Origin of the sequence: Roseisalinus antarcticus, from assembly GCF_900172355.1 — a bacterium.
In the GTDB taxonomy this organism is placed as follows: Bacteria; Pseudomonadota; Alphaproteobacteria; order Rhodobacterales; family Rhodobacteraceae; genus Oceanicola; species Oceanicola antarcticus_A.
The window spans coordinates 151,777-168,166 of sequence record NZ_FWFZ01000002.1 but is presented as its reverse complement, the minus strand read 5'-3'; the positions used below and the strand labels follow the sequence as shown (position 1 = coordinate 168,166).

Below are 16,390 nucleotides of genomic sequence, written 5' to 3'. Positions count from 1 at the left end.
AGATTTCTGCAGTGATGTCATTGGCCTCGTCTCGGTTGACGGGCCCGCCGGGATGACGGGCCCGGTCGGGCGTCATTCCGCGGGGGTGGCATCCCCCTGGGACAGCACGGCGTCAGAGTACCGGCTGACCTCGGCAAAGATCGGCTCGGCGGCGTCGCTGAACGGATCGGCCGTGATTTCGCGGTACTCGGCCAAGGTGTCCGAGGTCACGAGACGGCCCTGCTGGACCCGCGTCGGCGGCACGGTCTCGCCCCGCAGCAGCGCCTCGGTGTCCTGCATGGTCAGGATCGCGCTGAAGCCGAACATGTAGCCCCAGGTCGCCTGATAGGGCGTGCCGTCCTCGATCGCCGTCAGAGCGTCGGGCAGCCCGTCGGTGCCGCCGATGAAGAGGTCCGCGGGATCGGTCCGCCCCGCCTCGGTCGCCGCCTGAAGGGCGCCCAGCCCGACATCGTCGTTGAAGGCCAGCAGGACGCTCACCTCTGGGTTGGCCGCGAGGATGTTGGACGCGCCCTCGGCCCCCTCGAGACGGTCGTATGCGTCGACCTCGGCCACGACCTCGGCGTCGGAATTTTCCGTGATGCCATCGCGCATGCCCTGACTGCGCTCGGCCAGCCCGCTGTCGCCGGATTGGGCCAGGATGCCGACCTGCCCCGCGCCGTCATGGGTCTCGTTCAGCCAGGCGGCAGCGGCGGCGCCGACTTCGTAGCCGGAATCGTAGAAATCGAGCATGACGTTCTGGTCGACGCCCGTGATCGCGAAGCCGGAATGGTTCACCACGACCGCGCCCTGCGCCTTCGCGTTCTGGATCGCGAGATCCCAGCCGACATCGCTGGCCGCAGTGATCACCACCGCATCGGCGCCCTGGGCCGCCAGCGCCTCCACATCGGTGGTCTGCTTGAGCGGGTCCCCCTCGGCGCTGACGATCACGAAATCCGCCTCGCCGGAGCTTGCGGTCGTCGCCTCGAGCATCTCGGCAAAATTGTCGATCACCTCGAGCCCGCTGACCGGAATGGAATACCCGATGGTGCTGTCGGACAGGTCCTGTGCCGCAGCTGCGCCCCCGATCAGCAGGGCCGCGCCGATGGCCGCGGCGGATACGGATGGTCTGATCACTTTGGTCATTCTCAATTCCTCCCCGTTGAGGCGGAGAAGATGAGTGATCGGCACGCAACTCACCACAGCCCATAGCGTTCAAAATGAACAATGTTAACTTGCAATTTGAACTTTTAATAAAAATCAATAAATTATCACTGGTACTGGCCGCGCCAGAAGGCACCTTTCTGTCCGGCCGGCACGGCTTTGGGCCATTTACGGGCCATTCTTGCGGTGCCGCGGGCCCGGACTCCGGACCTCGGCCGCGACGGCGTCGAGTGGGACCTAGCCGCTCATCGCCAGATGTCCGGCCAGCCCGAGCGCAAAGCCGAGGATACCGCCAAGCGGCGGCAGCCAGGTCTTCTCCAGCCGCACCTGGGGCGCGATGTCCTCGAAGATCAGATAGAGGATGCCGCCGCCTGCAAAGATCATGACCCCGCCCAGCCAGTATGGCGCCTCCATCAGCAGATCATGCCCGAGCCAGGCCGCAAGCGGGCCGAGCGGCACCAGCATCAGAAAGAACGGCAACGTGCGGGCGGTTGGGTTGGTCGCCATCATCTCTCGGCAGGCGTTGAACGCCTCGGGGATGTTCTGAAGAATGATGATGCACATCAACAGGATACCCGTCCCCGGATCCCCCGCGAGAAGCGCCCCCAGGGCCGCCGCCTCGGGCAGGAAATCCGACAGCATCGCGATGAACTGCGCCCCCGGCCCCTTGCGCCCCGCGATCAGCCGGTCGAGCGCCGCGAAAGACACACCGCCCAGCAGGAACAGGAAAACCGCCGGAACGGCAGGCAACCGATCGGCCCCCTCGGGCACCAGCACAAGGGCTACGGCCGCGAACAGGGCCCCGCCCCCGAACGCGATGACCCCGTGGCGGCCCTCGTCGTGCAGCCAGTCGGGCTTCAGGCTTTCGATCCGCGCCAGCGCAGCCCCGAGCGGCATGGAAAGTCCTGCAAGGGTCGCCAGAAGAAGCGCGTAGGAGAGCGAAAGATCCATGGCGGGCGCCGGTCCCGATCAGACCGTGCGCTCGACCATCATCTGCTTGATATGGCTGATCGCCGCCGCCGGGTTCAGCCCCTTGGGGCAGGTCTTGGCGCAGTTCATGATGGTGTGGCAACGATAGAGCTTGAACGGATCCTCAAGCTGGTCGAGACGCTCGCCCGTCGCCTCGTCCCGGCTGTCGATGATCCAGCGGTAGGCGTGCAGCAACGCCGCCGGCCCGAGGTAGCGGTCGCCGTTCCACCAGTAGGACGGGCAGGCCGTCGAGCAAGCGGCGCACATCACGCATTCATAGAGCCCGTCGAGCTTCTTGCGGTCCTCGATCGATTGCTTCCACTCCTTGGCGGGGCGGTTCGTCGTCGTCTCGAGCCAGGGCATGATGCTGGCGTGCTGGGCGTAGAAATGTGTCAGGTCGGGAATGAGGTCCTTGACCACCGGCATGTGCGGGAGGGGATAGATCTTCACCTCTCCCTTGATCTCGTCCATGCCGTAGATGCAGGCCAGCGTGTTGATCCCGTCGATGTTCATGGCGCAGGACCCGCAGATCCCCTCGCGGCAGGATCGGCGAAAGGTCAGGGTCGGGTCGATCTCGGACTTGATCTTGATCAGGGCGTCCAGGACCATCGGTCCGCAGGTGTCCATATCGACGAAATAGGTGTCGATCTTCGGCGTTTCGCCCGATTCCTCGTTCCAGCGGTAGATCTTGAAGGTGCGCAGGTTGGTCGCACCCTCGGGCTTGGGCCAGGTCTTGCCCGTGGTGATGCGGGAGTTCTTGGGAAGCGTGAATTCAACCATGGTTTACGTCCTTTCCGGTCAGGCCGCGCCCGCGGCGCATTGCGACGTGGCGGGGCGAGAGAGAATGTCGGCGATGAGAAGCGTGATGTCGGGGGCGGGACCCTCGATCGAGGTGGCGTCGGCGGCGATGCGGGTCAGCTCGCCCGGCGTGGCATATTCGATCACGCAATCGGTGATGCGTTGGGCCTGGGCGGCATCGCCGACCTGCGCCTCGATCGCGGGCTGGATCACGGTCCGCGCGGGGTTGCCGACGGTGCGTTCGGCCACGGTGTCGGTGACATTGCGTATCTGGGTGCAGCTGGCAGCGGCGACGAGCATAAGCAGGCAGGCAAGGCGGATCATCTGGGCCCTCTCAGGCGCGGGGGGCGGATCGGCGATCCGCCGGTGTAGTTGAAGACGCAGGACCGGTAGAGTTCCATCGGGTCCCGTCCCTGAAGGTAGTCCGAGGTCACGGAGATTTCGCCGTTGACGTAGGGGCCGTTGCGCGAATTTGTCCCGACGCGCAGGGCGCCGGAGGGGCCTTGGGCGTCCCGTGCGCGCTGTTCGCAAAGATCCGCCGCGCGGTCGGGCGACACCGGGCCGCATCCCACAAGCACCGCCAATGCGGGAATGAGAGCAAACCGGATCATGCGCCAGGGCCCTGTTGCGACGGGCTGCGATGAAACAGGGTGTTGCCTTCGCCCGAGTAGGTCTGGTCATAGCCAAGTTCGGACAACCGCGCGACGAGGTCGTGCGACCATTGCGCCGCATGCTGGGTTTCCAGCAGGAAGACCTCCGGCAGGTGCCGGGCGCCGGTCAGCAGCGGCCAGAGCGCGGTATCCTCATGTCCCTCGATGTCGATCTTGACGACCACCGGCAGGGCGCTGTCGGCGATCAGGCCGGCGAGCGTCGTCGCCGCCACGGTCAGGCTCTGGCCCGGGCGTTTCGGCGTGCCAAGCGAGGATTGGCCAAGGTTGCGGGCGTGCAGCGTCAGTGTCGCCGACCCGTCCTGGGCGTCCAGCGCACGCTGCACGATCTCTACCCTGTCGGCGAGGCCGTTGGCGTCGAGGTTCGCAGCCAGGCGGGCGACCATCGCGGGGTTCGGCTCCACCGCGATCACCCGCGATCCAGGCGCGGCTGCACGGGCCAGCGGCACGGTGAAGGCGCCGCAATTGGCGCCCACGTCGATCACCAGGCAGGGCCGGGCCGCGACGATGGCGCAGAGCTTCGCGATGGAGTCGGGCTCTGGCCAGACGTGATGCAGCCAGATGTGCCGTTCTGTCATGTTGTCGCGCGGATGCACATGCATGGTCAGGCCGTCGAGCGTGACGGCCTCGTCAGGCAGCATCCGCCAGACGACGGATTTCAGCAGCGGGGTGCGCCGGGTCGCCGTGTACAGCTGCCGCCACATCTCCGCGCCGCCGATCAGTAGACGCGCGCCTTGGGCGCGATCTTCTTCAGGTCGATCCCGCCCTTTTCCTCGGTCGTCAGCGGATCGAGATGCACGGGCCGATAGTCGAGCCTGGTCTTCGTGCCGTCGACCCAGGCCAGGCTGTGCTTGCGCCAGGTCTTGTCGTCGCGGTCGGGATAATCCTCATGGGCATGGGCGCCGCGGCTTTCCTTGCGGGCCTCGGCCCCGACGACGGTGGCGAGCGCGTTGGGCATCAGGTTCGTCAGCTCCAGCGTCTCCATCAGGTCGGAGTTCCAGATCAGCGTCCGGTCGGTGACCTTGATGTCGGCCATCTTGCCGGCGACGGCCTCCATCTTCTCGACACCCTCGGCCAGCGTCTTGTCGGTGCGGAAGACGGCGGCGTCCGATTGCATCGTCTTCTGCATCTCAAGCCGCAGTTCCGCCGTCGGGGTCTGACCGTCGGCATGGCGCAGCGTGTCGAACCGGCTCAGCGCCTTCTCGATCGACGCGGTGGAGGGGGTCGGCACGGCGGTCGCCAGGTCCACCACCGTCGCCGCGCGGATGGCGGCGGCGCGGCCGAAGACCACGAGGTCGATCAGCGAGTTGGACCCGAGGCGGTTCGCACCGTGGACCGAGGCGCAGCCCGCCTCGCCCACGGCCATCAGGCCGGGTGCCGTGGCGTCGGGGTTGTCCTTTGTCGGGTTCAGCACCTCGCCCCAGTAGTTCGTGGGGATGCCGCCCATGTTGTAATGCACCGTGGGCAGGACCGGGATCGGTTCCTTGGTCAGGTCCACCCCGGCAAAGATGCGCGCCGATTCAGAGATGCCGGGCAGCCGCAGCGCCAGCGTCTCGGGCGGCAGGTGATTGAGGTGCAGATGGATATGGTCCTTGTTCGGACCCACGCCGCGTCCTTCGCGGATCTCCATCGTCATGCAGCGGCTGACCACATCGCGCGAGGCGAGGTCCTTGTAGGTCGGCGCGTAGCGTTCCATGAACCGCTCGCCCTCGGAATTGGTCAGGTAGCCGCCCTCGCCCCGTGCCCCTTCGGTGATCAGGCAGCCGGCGCCGTAGATGCCGGTCGGGTGGAACTGCACGAACTCCATGTCCTGCAGAGGCAGGCCCGCGCGGGCGATCATGCCGCCGCCATCGCCGGTGCAGGTATGGGCGGAGGTCGCCGAGAAATAGGCGCGGCCATAGCCGCCCGTGGCCAGAACGACCATCTTGGCAGAGAAGACGTGCATCGTACCGTCGTCAAGCTTCCACGCCAGAACGCCTTGGCACTGGCCGTCCTCGGACATCAGCAGGTCGATGGCAAAATATTCGATGTAGAACTCGGCCTGCTGCTTGAGGCTTTGCCCATAGAGCGTGTGCAGGATCGCATGGCCGGTGCGGTCGGCGGCGGCGCAGGTGCGCTGCACCGGCGGGCCCTCGCCGAACTCGGTGGTGTGCCCGCCGAAGGGGCGCTGATAGATCTCGCCCTTCTCGGTGCGGCTGAAGGGCACGCCGTAATGCTCCAGCTCATAGACAGCCTTGGGCGCCTCGCGGGCGAGGTATTCCATGGCGTCGGTATCGCCGAGCCAGTCGGAGCCCTTGACGGTGTCGTACATGTGCCACTGCCAGTGGTCCGGCCCCATGTTGGACAGGCTGGCGGCGATGCCGCCCTGGGCGGCCACGGTGTGCGACCGGGTCGGAAAGACCTTGGTCACGCAGGCGGTGCGCAGCCCCTGCTCGGCCATGCCGAGCGTGGCGCGCAGACCGGCGCCGCCGGCCCCCACAACCACAACGTCGTATTCGTGCGTCTCGTATTCGTAAGCGGCCATATCGGGTGCGGCTCCTGTCAGAGTGCGATGCGGACGATGGCGAGCGCCGAGGCCGCGAGCGCGGCCCAGCTCAGGCAGATCGAGCCGATGATCAGCGCCTTGCGGGTGGTCCCGCCGGTGTAATCCTCGATCAGGGCCTGCACCCCGTCCTTGAAATGAAACCAGCCGACGGTCAGCGTCAGCAGGGCGATCAGCGCGGGCACGGGGCGCCCGTAATAGGCGGCGGCCTCCTCATAGGGCATGCCCAGCGCCACGCCGAAGGTGAAGATGAACAGCACCGTCAGCGGCAACAGCGCCACCGAGGTCACCATCATGCGCCAGTGATGCGCGGTCCCCGACTTGGCGGAGCCCATGCCCACGGCGCGTTTGCGATCGGTCAGATAAGCCATGTCGCCCCCCCCCTCAGACCACGATTGCGGTGAAGATTGCCAGCAGCACGGAGGCGACCATCATCGCCTGGCCGAAAATCTCGGAACGGTGCACGTCAAGCATGTGCCCGCTGTCCCAGATCAGGTGCCGCACCCCGCCCAGCAGGTGATACCACAGCGCCAGCACCGACAGGAACATCACCAGGTCGCCGAACCAGGAGGTGATGAACCCGTTCGCGGTGGCATAGGCCTCGGGGCCCGCGGCGAGGGCTGCGAACCACCAGACGATCAGCAGCCCGGCCACCACGAGCGCGTTGCCGGTGATGCGGACGAAGATCGAGGTGATCGAGGTCAATTGTGGACGATAGATCGTCAAATGAGGGCTGAGGGGCCGTTTTCCCCTGTTCACGTCGGCCATGAGCGCTGTCCTTCGCATGTCTGCCCGGCGGTCGATGCCGTGGCATTTCCATGCCTTCATAACGATTTCTGGTCCGTTGTCACGGACCGCGACCGCCTCTGGCTGCGTATTCTTGACGCAATGCAGCATAAAAATGGCGTTCGTGATCACAATTCGGAAACGTGTGATCACGAATTTCCGGCATCCCCGGGCCCGTGCGACTCGGCCGCCCGTTCCTGCAGCGACAGCCGTGATCCGGTCGCCGCGGCACGGCCCCGCAAGGGTGCGCGGATCAGAGCGGGACCAGCGCCCAATAGTCGAGATCGAGCAGGATTCCGGGCAGATACTTGCCGTTCTCCCCCCGCAATTGCCCCGACGGCGTCCCGGTGGTGGCCACCAGGCGCAAACGCAGGGCGCCGACACCCGGTGCGGCGGTCTCTGCCTTGTCCAGCACCTCGGACCAGGCCCGGACGGTGTCACCGGCGAAACACGGGTTGGCATGGCTGCCGGCGTTGATCGCCGCGATGATCTGCACGTTGGCCAGCCCGTTGAAGCTCAGCGCCCGGGCAAGCGAGATGACGTGGCCGCCATAGATCAGCCGCCTGCCGTCGGGCCGGGCGGTGGCGTCGAAATGGACCCGGGCGGTGTTTTGCCAAAGCCGGGTGGCCAGCATGTGCTCGGCCTCTTCGATGGTCACACCGTCCACGTGGTCGATCACCTCGCCCACGTCGTAGTCGCACCAGCGGTGCGGCTCTCCGGCGAGGGTCGTGTTGTAGGAGGTCATGTCGAGCCCGTCGGGCACGACAAGCCCTTCCGCAGCAACACTGCCCGCCAGGTCGGGGATCGTCGGCGCGGGCGCCGCCGCATCGGGGTCGCGCTTGCGGACCATGACCCAGCGCACGAAGCTGAGCACTTCCGCGCCGCGCTGGTCGACGCCGGAGGTGCGGACCCAGACCACCCCGCTCTGGCCGTTGGAATTCTGCTTGAGGCCGATGACCTCGGACCGGCTGACCAGCGTGTCGCCGGGATAGACCGGCCGCAGGAACCGCCCCTCGGCATAGCCGAGGTTGGCCACGGCGTTCAGCGAGATGTCCGGGACCGACTTGCCGAAGACCGTGTGAAACACCACCAGATCGTCGAACGGCGCCGCCGCCAACCCGCAGGAGCGGGCGAACTCGTCCGAGGCGTGCAGGGCGTGCCGCGCCGGATAAAGCGCGTGATAGAGCGCCCGCTCGCCGCCCGAGAGGGTGCGCGGCACCGCGTGCGTGATCACTTCACCCAGGCGATAATCCTCGAAGAACCGGCCCGCGCAGGTCTTGGCGGCGCCACTCATTGGGCGCCCAGCTTCATGTCAGGCGTATAGGGCGCGTCGATCTCCTTGGTGACGGCCTGGCCGCAGCGCATGACGCCGTTGGCCTCGTCATAGGCATAGCTGGGCGGGCCGTAGAGGGCCCAGCCCTTCGACAGCGCCTCGGTCACCGTGTGGCAGAAGGCCGAGGTGTCGTCCGCGGTCAGGAAACGGTAGAGCGTCGTCATCGCGTCACCCGAACGGATAGTGGCCGACCCATACGTGTATCAGCGCGACAACGCCCATGATCACGACACCGGCGACGATGGCGGTGATCTCCTTCACGGCGGGCACGTCGTGCGCGGGCGGCCGCCAGTCGGGAACGGCACGGTTGATCACGACGATCTCGGTCAGCGCCCAGAGCAGCAATCCGCCGAACAGAACGAAGGACGGCACGTCGCCGTTCACCAGCAGATGCGCGGCGCAGAACACGACGACGGACAGCAGCTGCGGATGGCGGATGACCTTGGTGATCCGGGTCTTCGACCCGCTGGCGGCAAACAGATAGAACGCCACAAGCATAAGCAGGTTGTTGATCCCCACTAGGGCCGGGCTGCGGCCCCAGTAGAATGCGCCATCGGCCATCTTGTAGCCGATGACCATCAGCACCACTCCGAGGCCGACGCCGGCCGCGACAAGGCCCCTGCCCTTGTCGCCGAGGGCGGCGCGGGCATCGGGGGCCACGCGCTTGAACAGATGGGCGGCCCACCAGAGGGCGACACCGAGGATAAGCAAGGCCATGTCAGTCTCCTGCCGAGGTGTTGGCGGCCGCATCCATCGCGCGGATGGCTTCGGCCCTGGTTAAAATCGCCCGCGCGGTGGCGACATGCAAGTTCTCGACGATCTTTCCGTCCACCACGGCGACCCCCTGACCCTCCGCCTCGGCCTCGGCGAAGGCCGCGATCTGGCGTTCGGCGAGCTCGATTTCTTCGGCGGAGGGGCCGAAGATGCCGTTGGCAATGGCGACCTGCGCGGGGTGGACAAGACTCTTGCCGTCAAAGCCCATGTCGCGGCCCTGTTGGCACTCGGCGGTCAGCCCGTCTTCGTCCTTGAAGGCGTTGAACACCCCGTCGATCGCGACGATGCCGGCGGCGCGGGCCGCCATCAGGCAGGTCTGCAACGCCATCTGCAACTCCGGCCGCCCGGGGCCCACGCGGGCGCCCAGGTCCTTGGCCAGGTCGTTGGTGCCCAGCACAAACCCCTCGAGCGCCGGATGCGCGGCGATGGCGGCGGCGTTGAAGATGCTGGCGGGGGTCTCCATCATCGCCCAGAGCGGTTTGCCCGGCGCCAGTGCGGCGAGCCGGTCGATATCAGCGGGCCCCTGCACCTTGGGCAGAAGCAGGGCATCGCAATCCGCCGCTGCCATGGCGGCGGCGTCGGCCTCGCCCCATTCGGTGTCGAGCGCATTGATCCGCACGATTCGCGCCCTTGCGCCGTAGCCGCCCTTGCCGAGCTCCTCGGCCAGGGTGGCGCGGGCGGCGGTTTTCTCGGGCGGGGTCACCGCGTCTTCGAGGTCGAAGAGAATCGCATCGACCGCAAGGCTGCGCGCCTTGTCGAGGGCGCGGGGACGCGAGCCGGGAATATAGAGGGCGGAGCGGTAGGGGCGGGTTTGCATGGGCGGCCTTTCGGTCTTGCTTGCGAGATAGAGGCCACAGGTGCGGCGATTGCGCAACCTCGGAGCGCCGCGGCGCTGCAATCTGGCGAGGCAACGGGCACCGCGCCGCACCGTTAACTGTATTTTCGACCTTCACCCGCAATCTGTCCGGCAAGACATCGCATGGACAGGCCACCCGGTGGGGTCACCAGGAAGGGTGGATAAGCGATGCCAGTCTGAGAAAACCTCACCCGGGACGGGACGCGCCAAATCGGCGGATGACCCCGCGACACCGCCCGGTCCAACGGAAAGGTGACTTTGAAATGAAGAAGAAGATGTTTGTCCTCTCCCTCGGTGCCGGCGCCCTCATGCTCGCGGCCCACGCGGCCTCGGCGCAGTCGCGCAACTGCGCGGAGCATTCCCAGGTGGTCGAACGGCTGGCCGACCGCTGGGGCGAAAGCCGCCAGTCCATGGGACTGGCCGCCAACAATTCGGTGATCGAGGTCTTCGCCTCGCTGGAGACCGGGACCTGGACGATCACCGTCACCGAACCGGGCGGGCCGACCTGCCTGGTGGCCTCGGGGCAAGCCTATCAGGTCCTGGCCGAGGCGCTGCCGAACACCGACGCGCCCGCCTGACCACGAGCGCACTTCGGACGCCCCTCGCCCGGGCGGCCCCGATGTCCGGGGGCCGGCCGGGCAGGCAGGTGTCCTGAAACAGGGCACGGTCGGCGGCCGGGGGCCCGGGGTGCGTGGCCCCTCACGGCATGCCGTGTTCGACCGCGCGGCCAGGCCCGGCGCCAGAATCGGGGCGGCCGCCGCCAGGCGCCGAAGTGATCCGCCGACGGCCCGAGCGCGACGGCAGGGGCGGCCGATGGTGCGGCTTCAAAAAGACGCCGGATCGCGTCGTCGGTTTACCTTTCAAGCACTTGGCCGCCCTGTTACCGCTCACGCCGGCCCGGTCGCGCGGCCCCGCGCGGCGTGCGGGCCTTCGGCGCCGCTTGCGCGATGCGCGGCGAGGGACTACGCCTCGGGCCGAAGAACAGGAACAATCGGGACAAAATCACCATGGCCAGACCCAAGATCGCCCTTATCGGTGCCGGACAGATCGGTGGCACGCTCGCACATCTCGCCGCCATCAAGGAGCTGGGGGACGTCGTCCTCTTCGACATCTCCGAGGGCATCCCCCAGGGCAAGGCGCTCGACATCGCAGAGAGCGGGCCCGCCGAGGGCTTCGACGCGACGCTCAAGGGCACCCAGGATTACGCCGACATCGCGGGCGCCGACGTCTGCATCGTCACCGCCGGTGTTCCACGCAAGCCGGGAATGAGCCGCGACGACCTGCTGGGCATCAACCTCAAGGTCATGAAGGCCGTGGGCGAAGGCATCAAGGCCAACGCGCCCGACGCTTTCGTCATCTGCATCACCAACCCGCTCGACGCGATGGTCTGGGCCCTGCGCGAATTCTCGGGCCTGCCGGCCGAGAAGGTCTGCGGCATGGCCGGTGTGCTCGATTCGGCGCGGTTCCGGCATTTCCTCGCCGAAGAGTTCAACGTCTCCATGCGCGACGTCACGGCCTTCGTGCTGGGCGGGCATGGCGACACGATGGTGCCGCTGACCCGCTACTCCACCGTGGCCGGCATCCCCCTGCCCGACCTGGTCGAGATGGGGTGGACGACGCAGGACAAGCTCGACGCCATCGTCCAGCGCACGCGCGACGGCGGCGCCGAGATCGTCGGCCTGCTCAAGACCGGGTCGGCCTTCTACGCCCCCGCGACCAGCGCGATCGAGATGGCCGAGGCCTACCTCAAGGACCAGAAGCGGATGCTGCCCTGTGCCGCGCACGTGACCGGCGCCTATGGCTTGAACGGGTTCTATGTCGGTGTGCCCACGATCATCGGCGCGGGCGGGATCGAGCGCGTGGTCGAGATCAAGATGACCAAGGACGAGCAGTCGATGTTCGACAAGTCCGTCGACGCCGTGAAGGGCCTGGTCAAGGCCTGCAAGGAGATCGACCCCGCGCTCGCCTGAGTCCGGCGCGACCCTCGATCGGTGCGGCGTGTCATGCCGCCGCACCGTCCAATCGGCGGGATTTCTGCGCGAAACGTCGGGATAACCCGACTGTTTCGGCGGACCCGGCCCGGCTATGATGCCGGTGCGCCCAGATCTGAAAGGTCCCGCCATGTTCCGCCCCCTCGCCATCGCCGCCGCGCTCGCCATCGCCGCCGCGCTTGCCCTTGCCGGACCCGCCGCCGCGCAGGATCTGACCGACCGTATCGGCGCAAACGGACTCTCGCGGACCGAAGCGGAGCTTGCCGCCCTGACCGACCCCACCCCGGACGAGCTTTTTGCGCTCGGCGGGGTCAGGTTCCTGCGGACGGTCGAACGGGCGCTGCAACTGCGATATCGCCACGGGATCGCGCCAGAGTTCCAGGTGTTGCCCGTCCTGCGCCTGCCGATCCCGCCCAATCCCCGGCCGAAGCCGTTCCGCCCCGAGCTGATCGCGGGGATGTTCGAGGACATCTCGACCGACCTGACCGGCGCGATCGACAGCCTCGACGCGATCGGCGACGAGGCCGACTTGGGCGTGGTGATCGACCTCAACGACATCTGGTTCGATATCGATTCCGACGGCGCCCGGTCCGATGGCGAAGGGCTGAAGGAGGTCGCCGGATGGGTGCTCGACCTGCCGATCGCCTCGGACGCCGTCCTGCCGTCGATCCGGTTCGACACCGCCGACGCGGCCTGGCTTTCGGCCTATGCGCATCTGCTCTCGGCCTTCTCGGAAACCGTCCTGGCCCTCTCGCCGACCGAGGCGATCGCCACGGTGATGGCGAGCGCAGAGGGCTTTGCCACCCTCAACGCAGAGATCGGCGGCTTTTCCCCCTGGGACGCGCAGTTCGGCAAATTCATCGACATGGCCGCAATCCTCATCATGTCCGTCGAGCAGGCGCCCGACCCGGCCCGAAGCCAGGCGGTGCTGGGCCATCTTCAGGCGATGATCGACGACAACCGGGTGTTCTGGACCCGCGTCGCCGCCGAGACCGACAACGACCGCGAGTGGATTCCGTCGGACCGCCAGACCTCGGCCATCGGCCTGCCCTTCCCCGAGGGCACCGGTGAGATGTGGCTGGGCGTGCTCGACGAGGCGGACAAACTTCTCGACGGCGAGCTGCTGCTGCCGTTCTGGCGCCTCGGCGACGGGGCCGGGCTGAACCTGAACCGGATCCTCACCGACCCGCCGGAAATTGACATCATCGCGTTGATCCAGGGGTCGGCGCTGTTGCCCTATGCGGAGACCGGAGAGGTCATCGGCCCGGACGCGCTCTGGCGGTTCGACAATCTGGTTCAGGGCCAATCCGTTCTGTTTGCGTTTGTTCTGAACTAGGGCGATCCGACGTCGGTCGGGATTCGCGCAAAGCGTTTCCCTGATTTCACAGGCAAAATACTCTTGTCCGGAATTTTGTGATCACACGTTTTCGACCTGTGATCACAAATGTCGGTTTTTCGGCGGTTTTGCCCGATTGGGCTTTGGATCCGGGAAAAGACTGTGGTTGAAGAAGTCAAATCGCAGCCATTCCGAGGAAACGGTCCATGAATATCCACGAATACCAGGCCAAGGCTCTGCTGCGCTCGTACGGTGCGCCGGTCAGCGACGGCCGCGCAGTGTTCCGCGCGGAAGAGGCCAAGACGGCCGCCGGAGAGTTGGACGGGCCGCTCTGGGTCGTCAAGGCGCAGATCCATGCGGGCGGGCGCGGCAAGGGCTCCTTCAAGGAGGGCGACGCCGGCGACAAGGGGGGCGTGCGCCTGGCCAAATCGGTGCAGGAAGCCGCCGACGAGGCCAAGAAGATGCTCGGCCGCACGCTGGTGACGCACCAGACCGGCCCGGCGGGCAAGCAGGTCAACCGGATCTACATCGAAGACGGCTCGGGCATCGAGACCGAGCTTTACCTGGCGCTGCTGGTCGACCGCGTGACGTCGCGGATTTCCTTCGTGGCCTCGACCGAGGGCGGCATGGACATCGAGGAGGTCGCCGCCTCCACGCCGGAAAAGATCCTGTCCTTCGCGGTCGACCCCGCCACCGGATACCAGCCGTTCCACGGGCGCCGCATCGCCTTTTCGCTCGGCCTTCAGGGCCCGGCGATCAAGCAATGCGTCAAGCTGATGGGTATCCTCTATAACATGTTCGTCGAGCGCGACATGGAGATGCTGGAGATCAACCCGCTGATCGTGACCGACAAGGGCGACCTCAAGTGCCTCGACGCCAAGATGGGGTTCGACAGCAACGCGCTCTATCGTCAGCCCGACATCTTTGCCCTGCGCGACGAATCCGAAGAGGATCCCAAGGAACTCGCCGCCTCCAAGTATGACCTGAACTACATTGCGCTCGACGGCGAGATCGGCTGCATGGTCAACGGCGCGGGCCTGGCGATGGCGACCATGGACATCATCAAGCTCTACGGTGCCGAGCCCGCCAACTTCCTCGACGTGGGCGGCGGCGCGACCAAAGAGAAGGTGACCGAAGCGTTCAAGATCATCACCTCCGATCACAACGTGAAGGGCATCCTCGTCAACATCTTCGGCGGGATCATGCGCTGCGACGTGATCGCCGAGGGGGTCATCGCCGCCGTCAAGGAAGTCGGGCTGACGGTGCCGCTGGTTGTGCGGCTCGAGGGGACCAATGTCGAGAAGGGCAAGGAGATCATCCGGAATTCCGGCCTCGACGTGATCGCGGCCGACGACCTCAAGGACGGGGCCAAAAAGATCGTCAAGGCGGTCAAGGGGTGAGCGCCGATCCGGGGCGGTTGCCCCGGCAAACGCTCCGGGGGAGCGTTTGAGGCGCGAACGGGCGGAGCCAAGGTAAGAAATGCAGTATGTCGAAGCCTTCAACTCACTTGGATATGACGTTCCAAGTCCGCGTCAGGACTGGAGCGCCGAAAAAGGGGATGGAGTCTGCATCACGCTCTGGAAGGCGGAGGTAGACTGGACACCACCGCCTCCACGTTTTGACTGCTGGAAAACCCAAAAACCCGGTGAAAACGACTGGGACATGTTACCCGGCAACAGCAGACGCGCGCGTCACATTGCCCGAGCACTCGAAGAGTTCGGCGGCTGGGTGGACGTCATCATCGTTAACGGAAAACCCGGCGAAGGATACAAGAGCGCGGACGTCTGGAAAACCGAACAACGCATGAATCACCGCTGGCGCATCCAGAAATTTGATCAGGCAACCGGCTTTTTCTCGGCCACCGCAGAAAAGCAAGAATAGGAGCCAAAAATGGCAGTCCTCGTGGACAAGAATACCAAAGTGATCTGTCAGGGCCTCACCGGCTCGCAGGGCACGTTCCACACCGAACAGGCGATCGCCTACGGCACGAAGATGGTCGGCGGCGTCACCCCCGGCAAGGGCGGCAGCACGCATCTCGACCTGCCGGTGTTCAACTCGGTGCACGAGGCGATGCACGAGACCGCCGCGAACGCCTCCGTCATCTACGTGCCGCCGCCCTTTGCCGCCGACTCGATCCTCGAGGCGATCGATGCCGGGATGGAGCTTATCGTCTGCATCACCGAGGGCATCCCGGTGCTGGACATGATGAAGGTCAAGCGGGCGCTGATGGACAGCAAGTCGGTTCTGATCGGCCCGAACTGCCCCGGCGTCATCACGCCCGACGCCTGCAAGATCGGCATCATGCCCGGCCACATCCACCGGCGCGGGTCGGTCGGGGTGGTCAGCCGCTCGGGCACGCTGACCTACGAGGCGGTGAAACAGACGACCGACGTCGGGCTCGGACAGTCGACCTGCGTGGGCATCGGCGGCGACCCGATCAAGGGCACCGAGCATCTCGACGTGCTGGAATGGTTCCTGGCCGACGACGAGACCCAGTCGATCATCATGATCGGCGAGATCGGCGGCTCGGCCGAGGAAGAGGCCGCGCAATTCCTCAAGGACGAGGCCAAGAAGGGCCGCAAGAAGCCGGTCGCGGGCTTCATCGCCGGCCGCACGGCGCCTCCGGGCCGCCGCATGGGCCACGCGGGCGCCATCGTCGCCGGCGGCAAGGGCGGTGCCGAGGACAAGATCGAAGCGATGAAATCGGCCGGAATCGTGGTGGCGGACAGCCCCGCGACACTCGGCGAGGCCGTGCTGGAAGCAATCAAGGGCTGACGCATGAGCGTTTCAAGGCGAGACCGGCGGATCGGGTTTTCCATCATCGGCTTTCTGGTAGCCGTGATGGCACTCGCCGCCGTCTGGCCAAAACCGGCCTACAGCGAACGGGTGCTTGAGAAGATCGGTTGCGTCGCCGCCGCCGTGGCGCTGCACCAGCATCTCTTTGACCGGTTCGAGGCCGGGCTTCCCGCACCGGACTTTCTGCGCGAGTTCGAAGGCCGGCACAGCCGCCTGCTGGCCTACACCCGCTCGCTGAATCGAAGCGGTGATCGCCATGCCCACGCGATCCGCCCGGTCATGATCGAAGCCGAAACAGCCCGCGACGCTGCTGTAGACATCGATTCCGATGCATATGTCTTCGAGGCATGGACCAATCTCCAAGCCTGCCAAGACCGTCTGTTTGCAGCCCCCGCCTGATA

Annotated in this window: 20 protein-coding genes; 7 read left to right on the top strand and 13 right to left on the bottom strand. The window is 66.3% G+C overall.

What is annotated here, in order from left to right; translation table 11 throughout:
* Window positions 1–72 precede the first annotated feature (72 nt).
* The 13 genes from ROA7023_RS03435 to ROA7023_RS03375 all read right to left on the bottom strand — a co-directional run bounded on the left by ROA7023_RS03435 (window position 73) and on the right by ROA7023_RS03375 (window position 9,827).
* Window positions 73–1,122 carry a sugar ABC transporter substrate-binding protein gene (locus ROA7023_RS03435; RefSeq protein ID WP_085877604.1) on the bottom strand — a complete coding sequence of 350 codons (1,050 nt, stop codon included), beginning with the start codon at window positions 1,120–1,122 and terminating at the stop codon, window positions 73–75.
* Between the two features lie 255 nt (window positions 1,123–1,377).
* Complete coding sequence (locus ROA7023_RS03430) at window positions 1,378–2,091, bottom strand: ZIP family metal transporter (RefSeq protein ID WP_085877603.1); 714 nt, start codon at window positions 2,089–2,091, stop codon at window positions 1,378–1,380.
* An 18-nt stretch (window positions 2,092–2,109) separates the two neighbouring features.
* A complete protein-coding gene (locus ROA7023_RS03425) occupies window positions 2,110–2,889 on the bottom strand; it encodes a succinate dehydrogenase iron-sulfur subunit (RefSeq protein WP_085877602.1) in 780 nt (259 codons plus the stop codon).
* 18 nt (window positions 2,890–2,907) lie between these two features.
* Window positions 2,908–3,231, bottom strand: coding sequence for a hypothetical protein (locus tag ROA7023_RS03420; RefSeq protein ID WP_085877601.1), 324 nt, complete (start codon window positions 3,229–3,231; stop codon window positions 2,908–2,910).
* Complete coding sequence (locus ROA7023_RS03415; protein ID WP_085877600.1) at window positions 3,228–3,518, bottom strand: hypothetical protein; 291 nt, start codon at window positions 3,516–3,518, stop codon at window positions 3,228–3,230. Before ROA7023_RS03415 ends, ROA7023_RS03420 begins: the two co-directional genes overlap by 4 nt.
* The gene (locus ROA7023_RS03410; protein WP_085877599.1) at window positions 3,515–4,279 is read right to left on the bottom strand and encodes an FkbM family methyltransferase; all 765 of its coding nucleotides are present in this window, start codon (window positions 4,277–4,279) and stop codon (window positions 3,515–3,517) included. Before ROA7023_RS03410 ends, ROA7023_RS03415 begins: the two co-directional genes overlap by 4 nt.
* Before the next feature lie 14 nt (window positions 4,280–4,293).
* Window positions 4,294–6,099 carry a succinate dehydrogenase flavoprotein subunit gene (gene sdhA, locus ROA7023_RS03405; RefSeq protein ID WP_085877598.1) on the bottom strand — a complete coding sequence of 602 codons (1,806 nt, stop codon included), beginning with the start codon at window positions 6,097–6,099 and terminating at the stop codon, window positions 4,294–4,296.
* 17 nt (window positions 6,100–6,116) lie between these two features.
* On the bottom strand, window positions 6,117–6,488 hold the full coding sequence (sdhD, locus tag ROA7023_RS03400; protein WP_085877597.1) for a succinate dehydrogenase, hydrophobic membrane anchor protein: 372 nt from the start codon (window positions 6,486–6,488) through the stop codon (window positions 6,117–6,119).
* A gap of 13 nt (window positions 6,489–6,501) precedes the next feature.
* Window positions 6,502–6,885, bottom strand: a complete 384-nt coding sequence (gene sdhC / locus ROA7023_RS03395) for a succinate dehydrogenase, cytochrome b556 subunit (RefSeq protein ID WP_085877596.1) — start codon at window positions 6,883–6,885, stop codon at window positions 6,502–6,504.
* 271 nt (window positions 6,886–7,156) lie between these two features.
* Complete coding sequence (locus tag ROA7023_RS03390) at window positions 7,157–8,197, bottom strand: MaoC family dehydratase (protein WP_085877595.1); 1,041 nt, start codon at window positions 8,195–8,197, stop codon at window positions 7,157–7,159.
* Window positions 8,194–8,400, bottom strand: a complete 207-nt coding sequence (locus tag ROA7023_RS03385) for a DUF1737 domain-containing protein (protein WP_085877594.1) — start codon at window positions 8,398–8,400, stop codon at window positions 8,194–8,196. The genes ROA7023_RS03390 and ROA7023_RS03385 overlap by 4 nt, the downstream gene beginning before the upstream one ends.
* Window positions 8,401–8,404: 4 nt before the next feature.
* The gene (locus ROA7023_RS03380; protein ID WP_085877593.1) at window positions 8,405–8,953 is read right to left on the bottom strand and encodes an NnrU family protein; all 549 of its coding nucleotides are present in this window, start codon (window positions 8,951–8,953) and stop codon (window positions 8,405–8,407) included.
* Window position 8,954: 1 nt separating this feature from the next.
* Entirely contained in the window at window positions 8,955–9,827 is an 873-nt protein-coding gene (locus ROA7023_RS03375; RefSeq protein WP_085877592.1) for an HpcH/HpaI aldolase/citrate lyase family protein, read from the bottom strand.
* A 302-nt stretch (window positions 9,828–10,129) separates the two neighbouring features.
* Here ROA7023_RS03375 and ROA7023_RS03370 point away from each other — a divergent pair, with 302 nt between their 5' ends.
* From ROA7023_RS03370 to ROA7023_RS03345, 7 genes are all read left to right on the top strand, one after another.
* Window positions 10,130–10,444, top strand: coding sequence for a hypothetical protein (locus tag ROA7023_RS03370; protein WP_085877591.1), 315 nt, complete (start codon window positions 10,130–10,132; stop codon window positions 10,442–10,444).
* Between the two features lie 429 nt (window positions 10,445–10,873).
* On the top strand, window positions 10,874–11,836 hold the full coding sequence (mdh, locus tag ROA7023_RS03365) for a malate dehydrogenase (RefSeq protein ID WP_085877590.1): 963 nt from the start codon (window positions 10,874–10,876) through the stop codon (window positions 11,834–11,836).
* A 151-nt stretch (window positions 11,837–11,987) separates the two neighbouring features.
* Window positions 11,988–13,193, top strand: coding sequence for a hypothetical protein (locus ROA7023_RS03360; RefSeq protein WP_143535430.1), 1,206 nt, complete (start codon window positions 11,988–11,990; stop codon window positions 13,191–13,193).
* 206 nt (window positions 13,194–13,399) lie between these two features.
* Window positions 13,400–14,593, top strand: a complete 1,194-nt coding sequence (gene sucC, locus ROA7023_RS03355) for an ADP-forming succinate--CoA ligase subunit beta (RefSeq protein ID WP_085877588.1) — start codon at window positions 13,400–13,402, stop codon at window positions 14,591–14,593.
* A gap of 79 nt (window positions 14,594–14,672) precedes the next feature.
* A complete protein-coding gene (locus ROA7023_RS23700; RefSeq protein ID WP_143535429.1) occupies window positions 14,673–15,074 on the top strand; it encodes a hypothetical protein in 402 nt (133 codons plus the stop codon).
* Between the two features lie 9 nt (window positions 15,075–15,083).
* On the top strand, window positions 15,084–15,968 hold the full coding sequence (gene sucD / locus ROA7023_RS03350; protein ID WP_085877587.1) for a succinate--CoA ligase subunit alpha: 885 nt from the start codon (window positions 15,084–15,086) through the stop codon (window positions 15,966–15,968).
* Window positions 15,969–15,971: 3 nt separating this feature from the next.
* On the top strand, window positions 15,972–16,388 hold the full coding sequence (locus tag ROA7023_RS03345) for a hypothetical protein (RefSeq protein ID WP_085877586.1): 417 nt from the start codon (window positions 15,972–15,974) through the stop codon (window positions 16,386–16,388).
* The last annotated feature ends 2 nt before the right edge of the window (window positions 16,389–16,390 follow it).

Coding starts and splice junctions, on each gene's coding strand:
- ROA7023_RS03435 (WP_085877604.1), bottom strand. CDS start 1,122: ATGACCAAAGTGATCAGACCATCCGTATCCGCCGCGGCCATCGGCGCG.
- ROA7023_RS03430 (WP_085877603.1), bottom strand. CDS start 2,091: ATGGATCTTTCGCTCTCCTACGCGCTTCTTCTGGCGACCCTTGCAGGA.
- ROA7023_RS03425 (WP_085877602.1), bottom strand. CDS start 2,889: ATGGTTGAATTCACGCTTCCCAAGAACTCCCGCATCACCACGGGCAAG.
- ROA7023_RS03420 (WP_085877601.1), bottom strand. CDS start 3,231: ATGATCCGCCTTGCCTGCCTGCTTATGCTCGTCGCCGCTGCCAGCTGC.
- ROA7023_RS03415 (WP_085877600.1), bottom strand. CDS start 3,518: ATGATCCGGTTTGCTCTCATTCCCGCATTGGCGGTGCTTGTGGGATGC.
- ROA7023_RS03410 (WP_085877599.1), bottom strand. CDS start 4,279: ATGTGGCGGCAGCTGTACACGGCGACCCGGCGCACCCCGCTGCTGAAA.
- sdhA (WP_085877598.1), bottom strand. CDS start 6,099: ATGGCCGCTTACGAATACGAGACGCACGAATACGACGTTGTGGTTGTG.
- sdhD (WP_085877597.1), bottom strand. CDS start 6,488: ATGGCTTATCTGACCGATCGCAAACGCGCCGTGGGCATGGGCTCCGCC.
- sdhC (WP_085877596.1), bottom strand. CDS start 6,885: ATGGCCGACGTGAACAGGGGAAAACGGCCCCTCAGCCCTCATTTGACG.
- ROA7023_RS03390 (WP_085877595.1), bottom strand. CDS start 8,197: ATGAGTGGCGCCGCCAAGACCTGCGCGGGCCGGTTCTTCGAGGATTAT.
- ROA7023_RS03385 (WP_085877594.1), bottom strand. CDS start 8,400: ATGACGACGCTCTACCGTTTCCTGACCGCGGACGACACCTCGGCCTTC.
- ROA7023_RS03380 (WP_085877593.1), bottom strand. CDS start 8,953: ATGGCCTTGCTTATCCTCGGTGTCGCCCTCTGGTGGGCCGCCCATCTG.
- ROA7023_RS03375 (WP_085877592.1), bottom strand. CDS start 9,827: ATGCAAACCCGCCCCTACCGCTCCGCCCTCTATATTCCCGGCTCGCGT.
- ROA7023_RS03370 (WP_085877591.1), top strand. CDS start 10,130: ATGAAGAAGAAGATGTTTGTCCTCTCCCTCGGTGCCGGCGCCCTCATG.
- mdh (WP_085877590.1), top strand. CDS start 10,874: ATGGCCAGACCCAAGATCGCCCTTATCGGTGCCGGACAGATCGGTGGC.
- ROA7023_RS03360 (WP_143535430.1), top strand. CDS start 11,988: ATGTTCCGCCCCCTCGCCATCGCCGCCGCGCTCGCCATCGCCGCCGCG.
- sucC (WP_085877588.1), top strand. CDS start 13,400: ATGAATATCCACGAATACCAGGCCAAGGCTCTGCTGCGCTCGTACGGT.
- ROA7023_RS23700 (WP_143535429.1), top strand. CDS start 14,673: ATGCAGTATGTCGAAGCCTTCAACTCACTTGGATATGACGTTCCAAGT.
- sucD (WP_085877587.1), top strand. CDS start 15,084: ATGGCAGTCCTCGTGGACAAGAATACCAAAGTGATCTGTCAGGGCCTC.
- ROA7023_RS03345 (WP_085877586.1), top strand. CDS start 15,972: ATGAGCGTTTCAAGGCGAGACCGGCGGATCGGGTTTTCCATCATCGGC.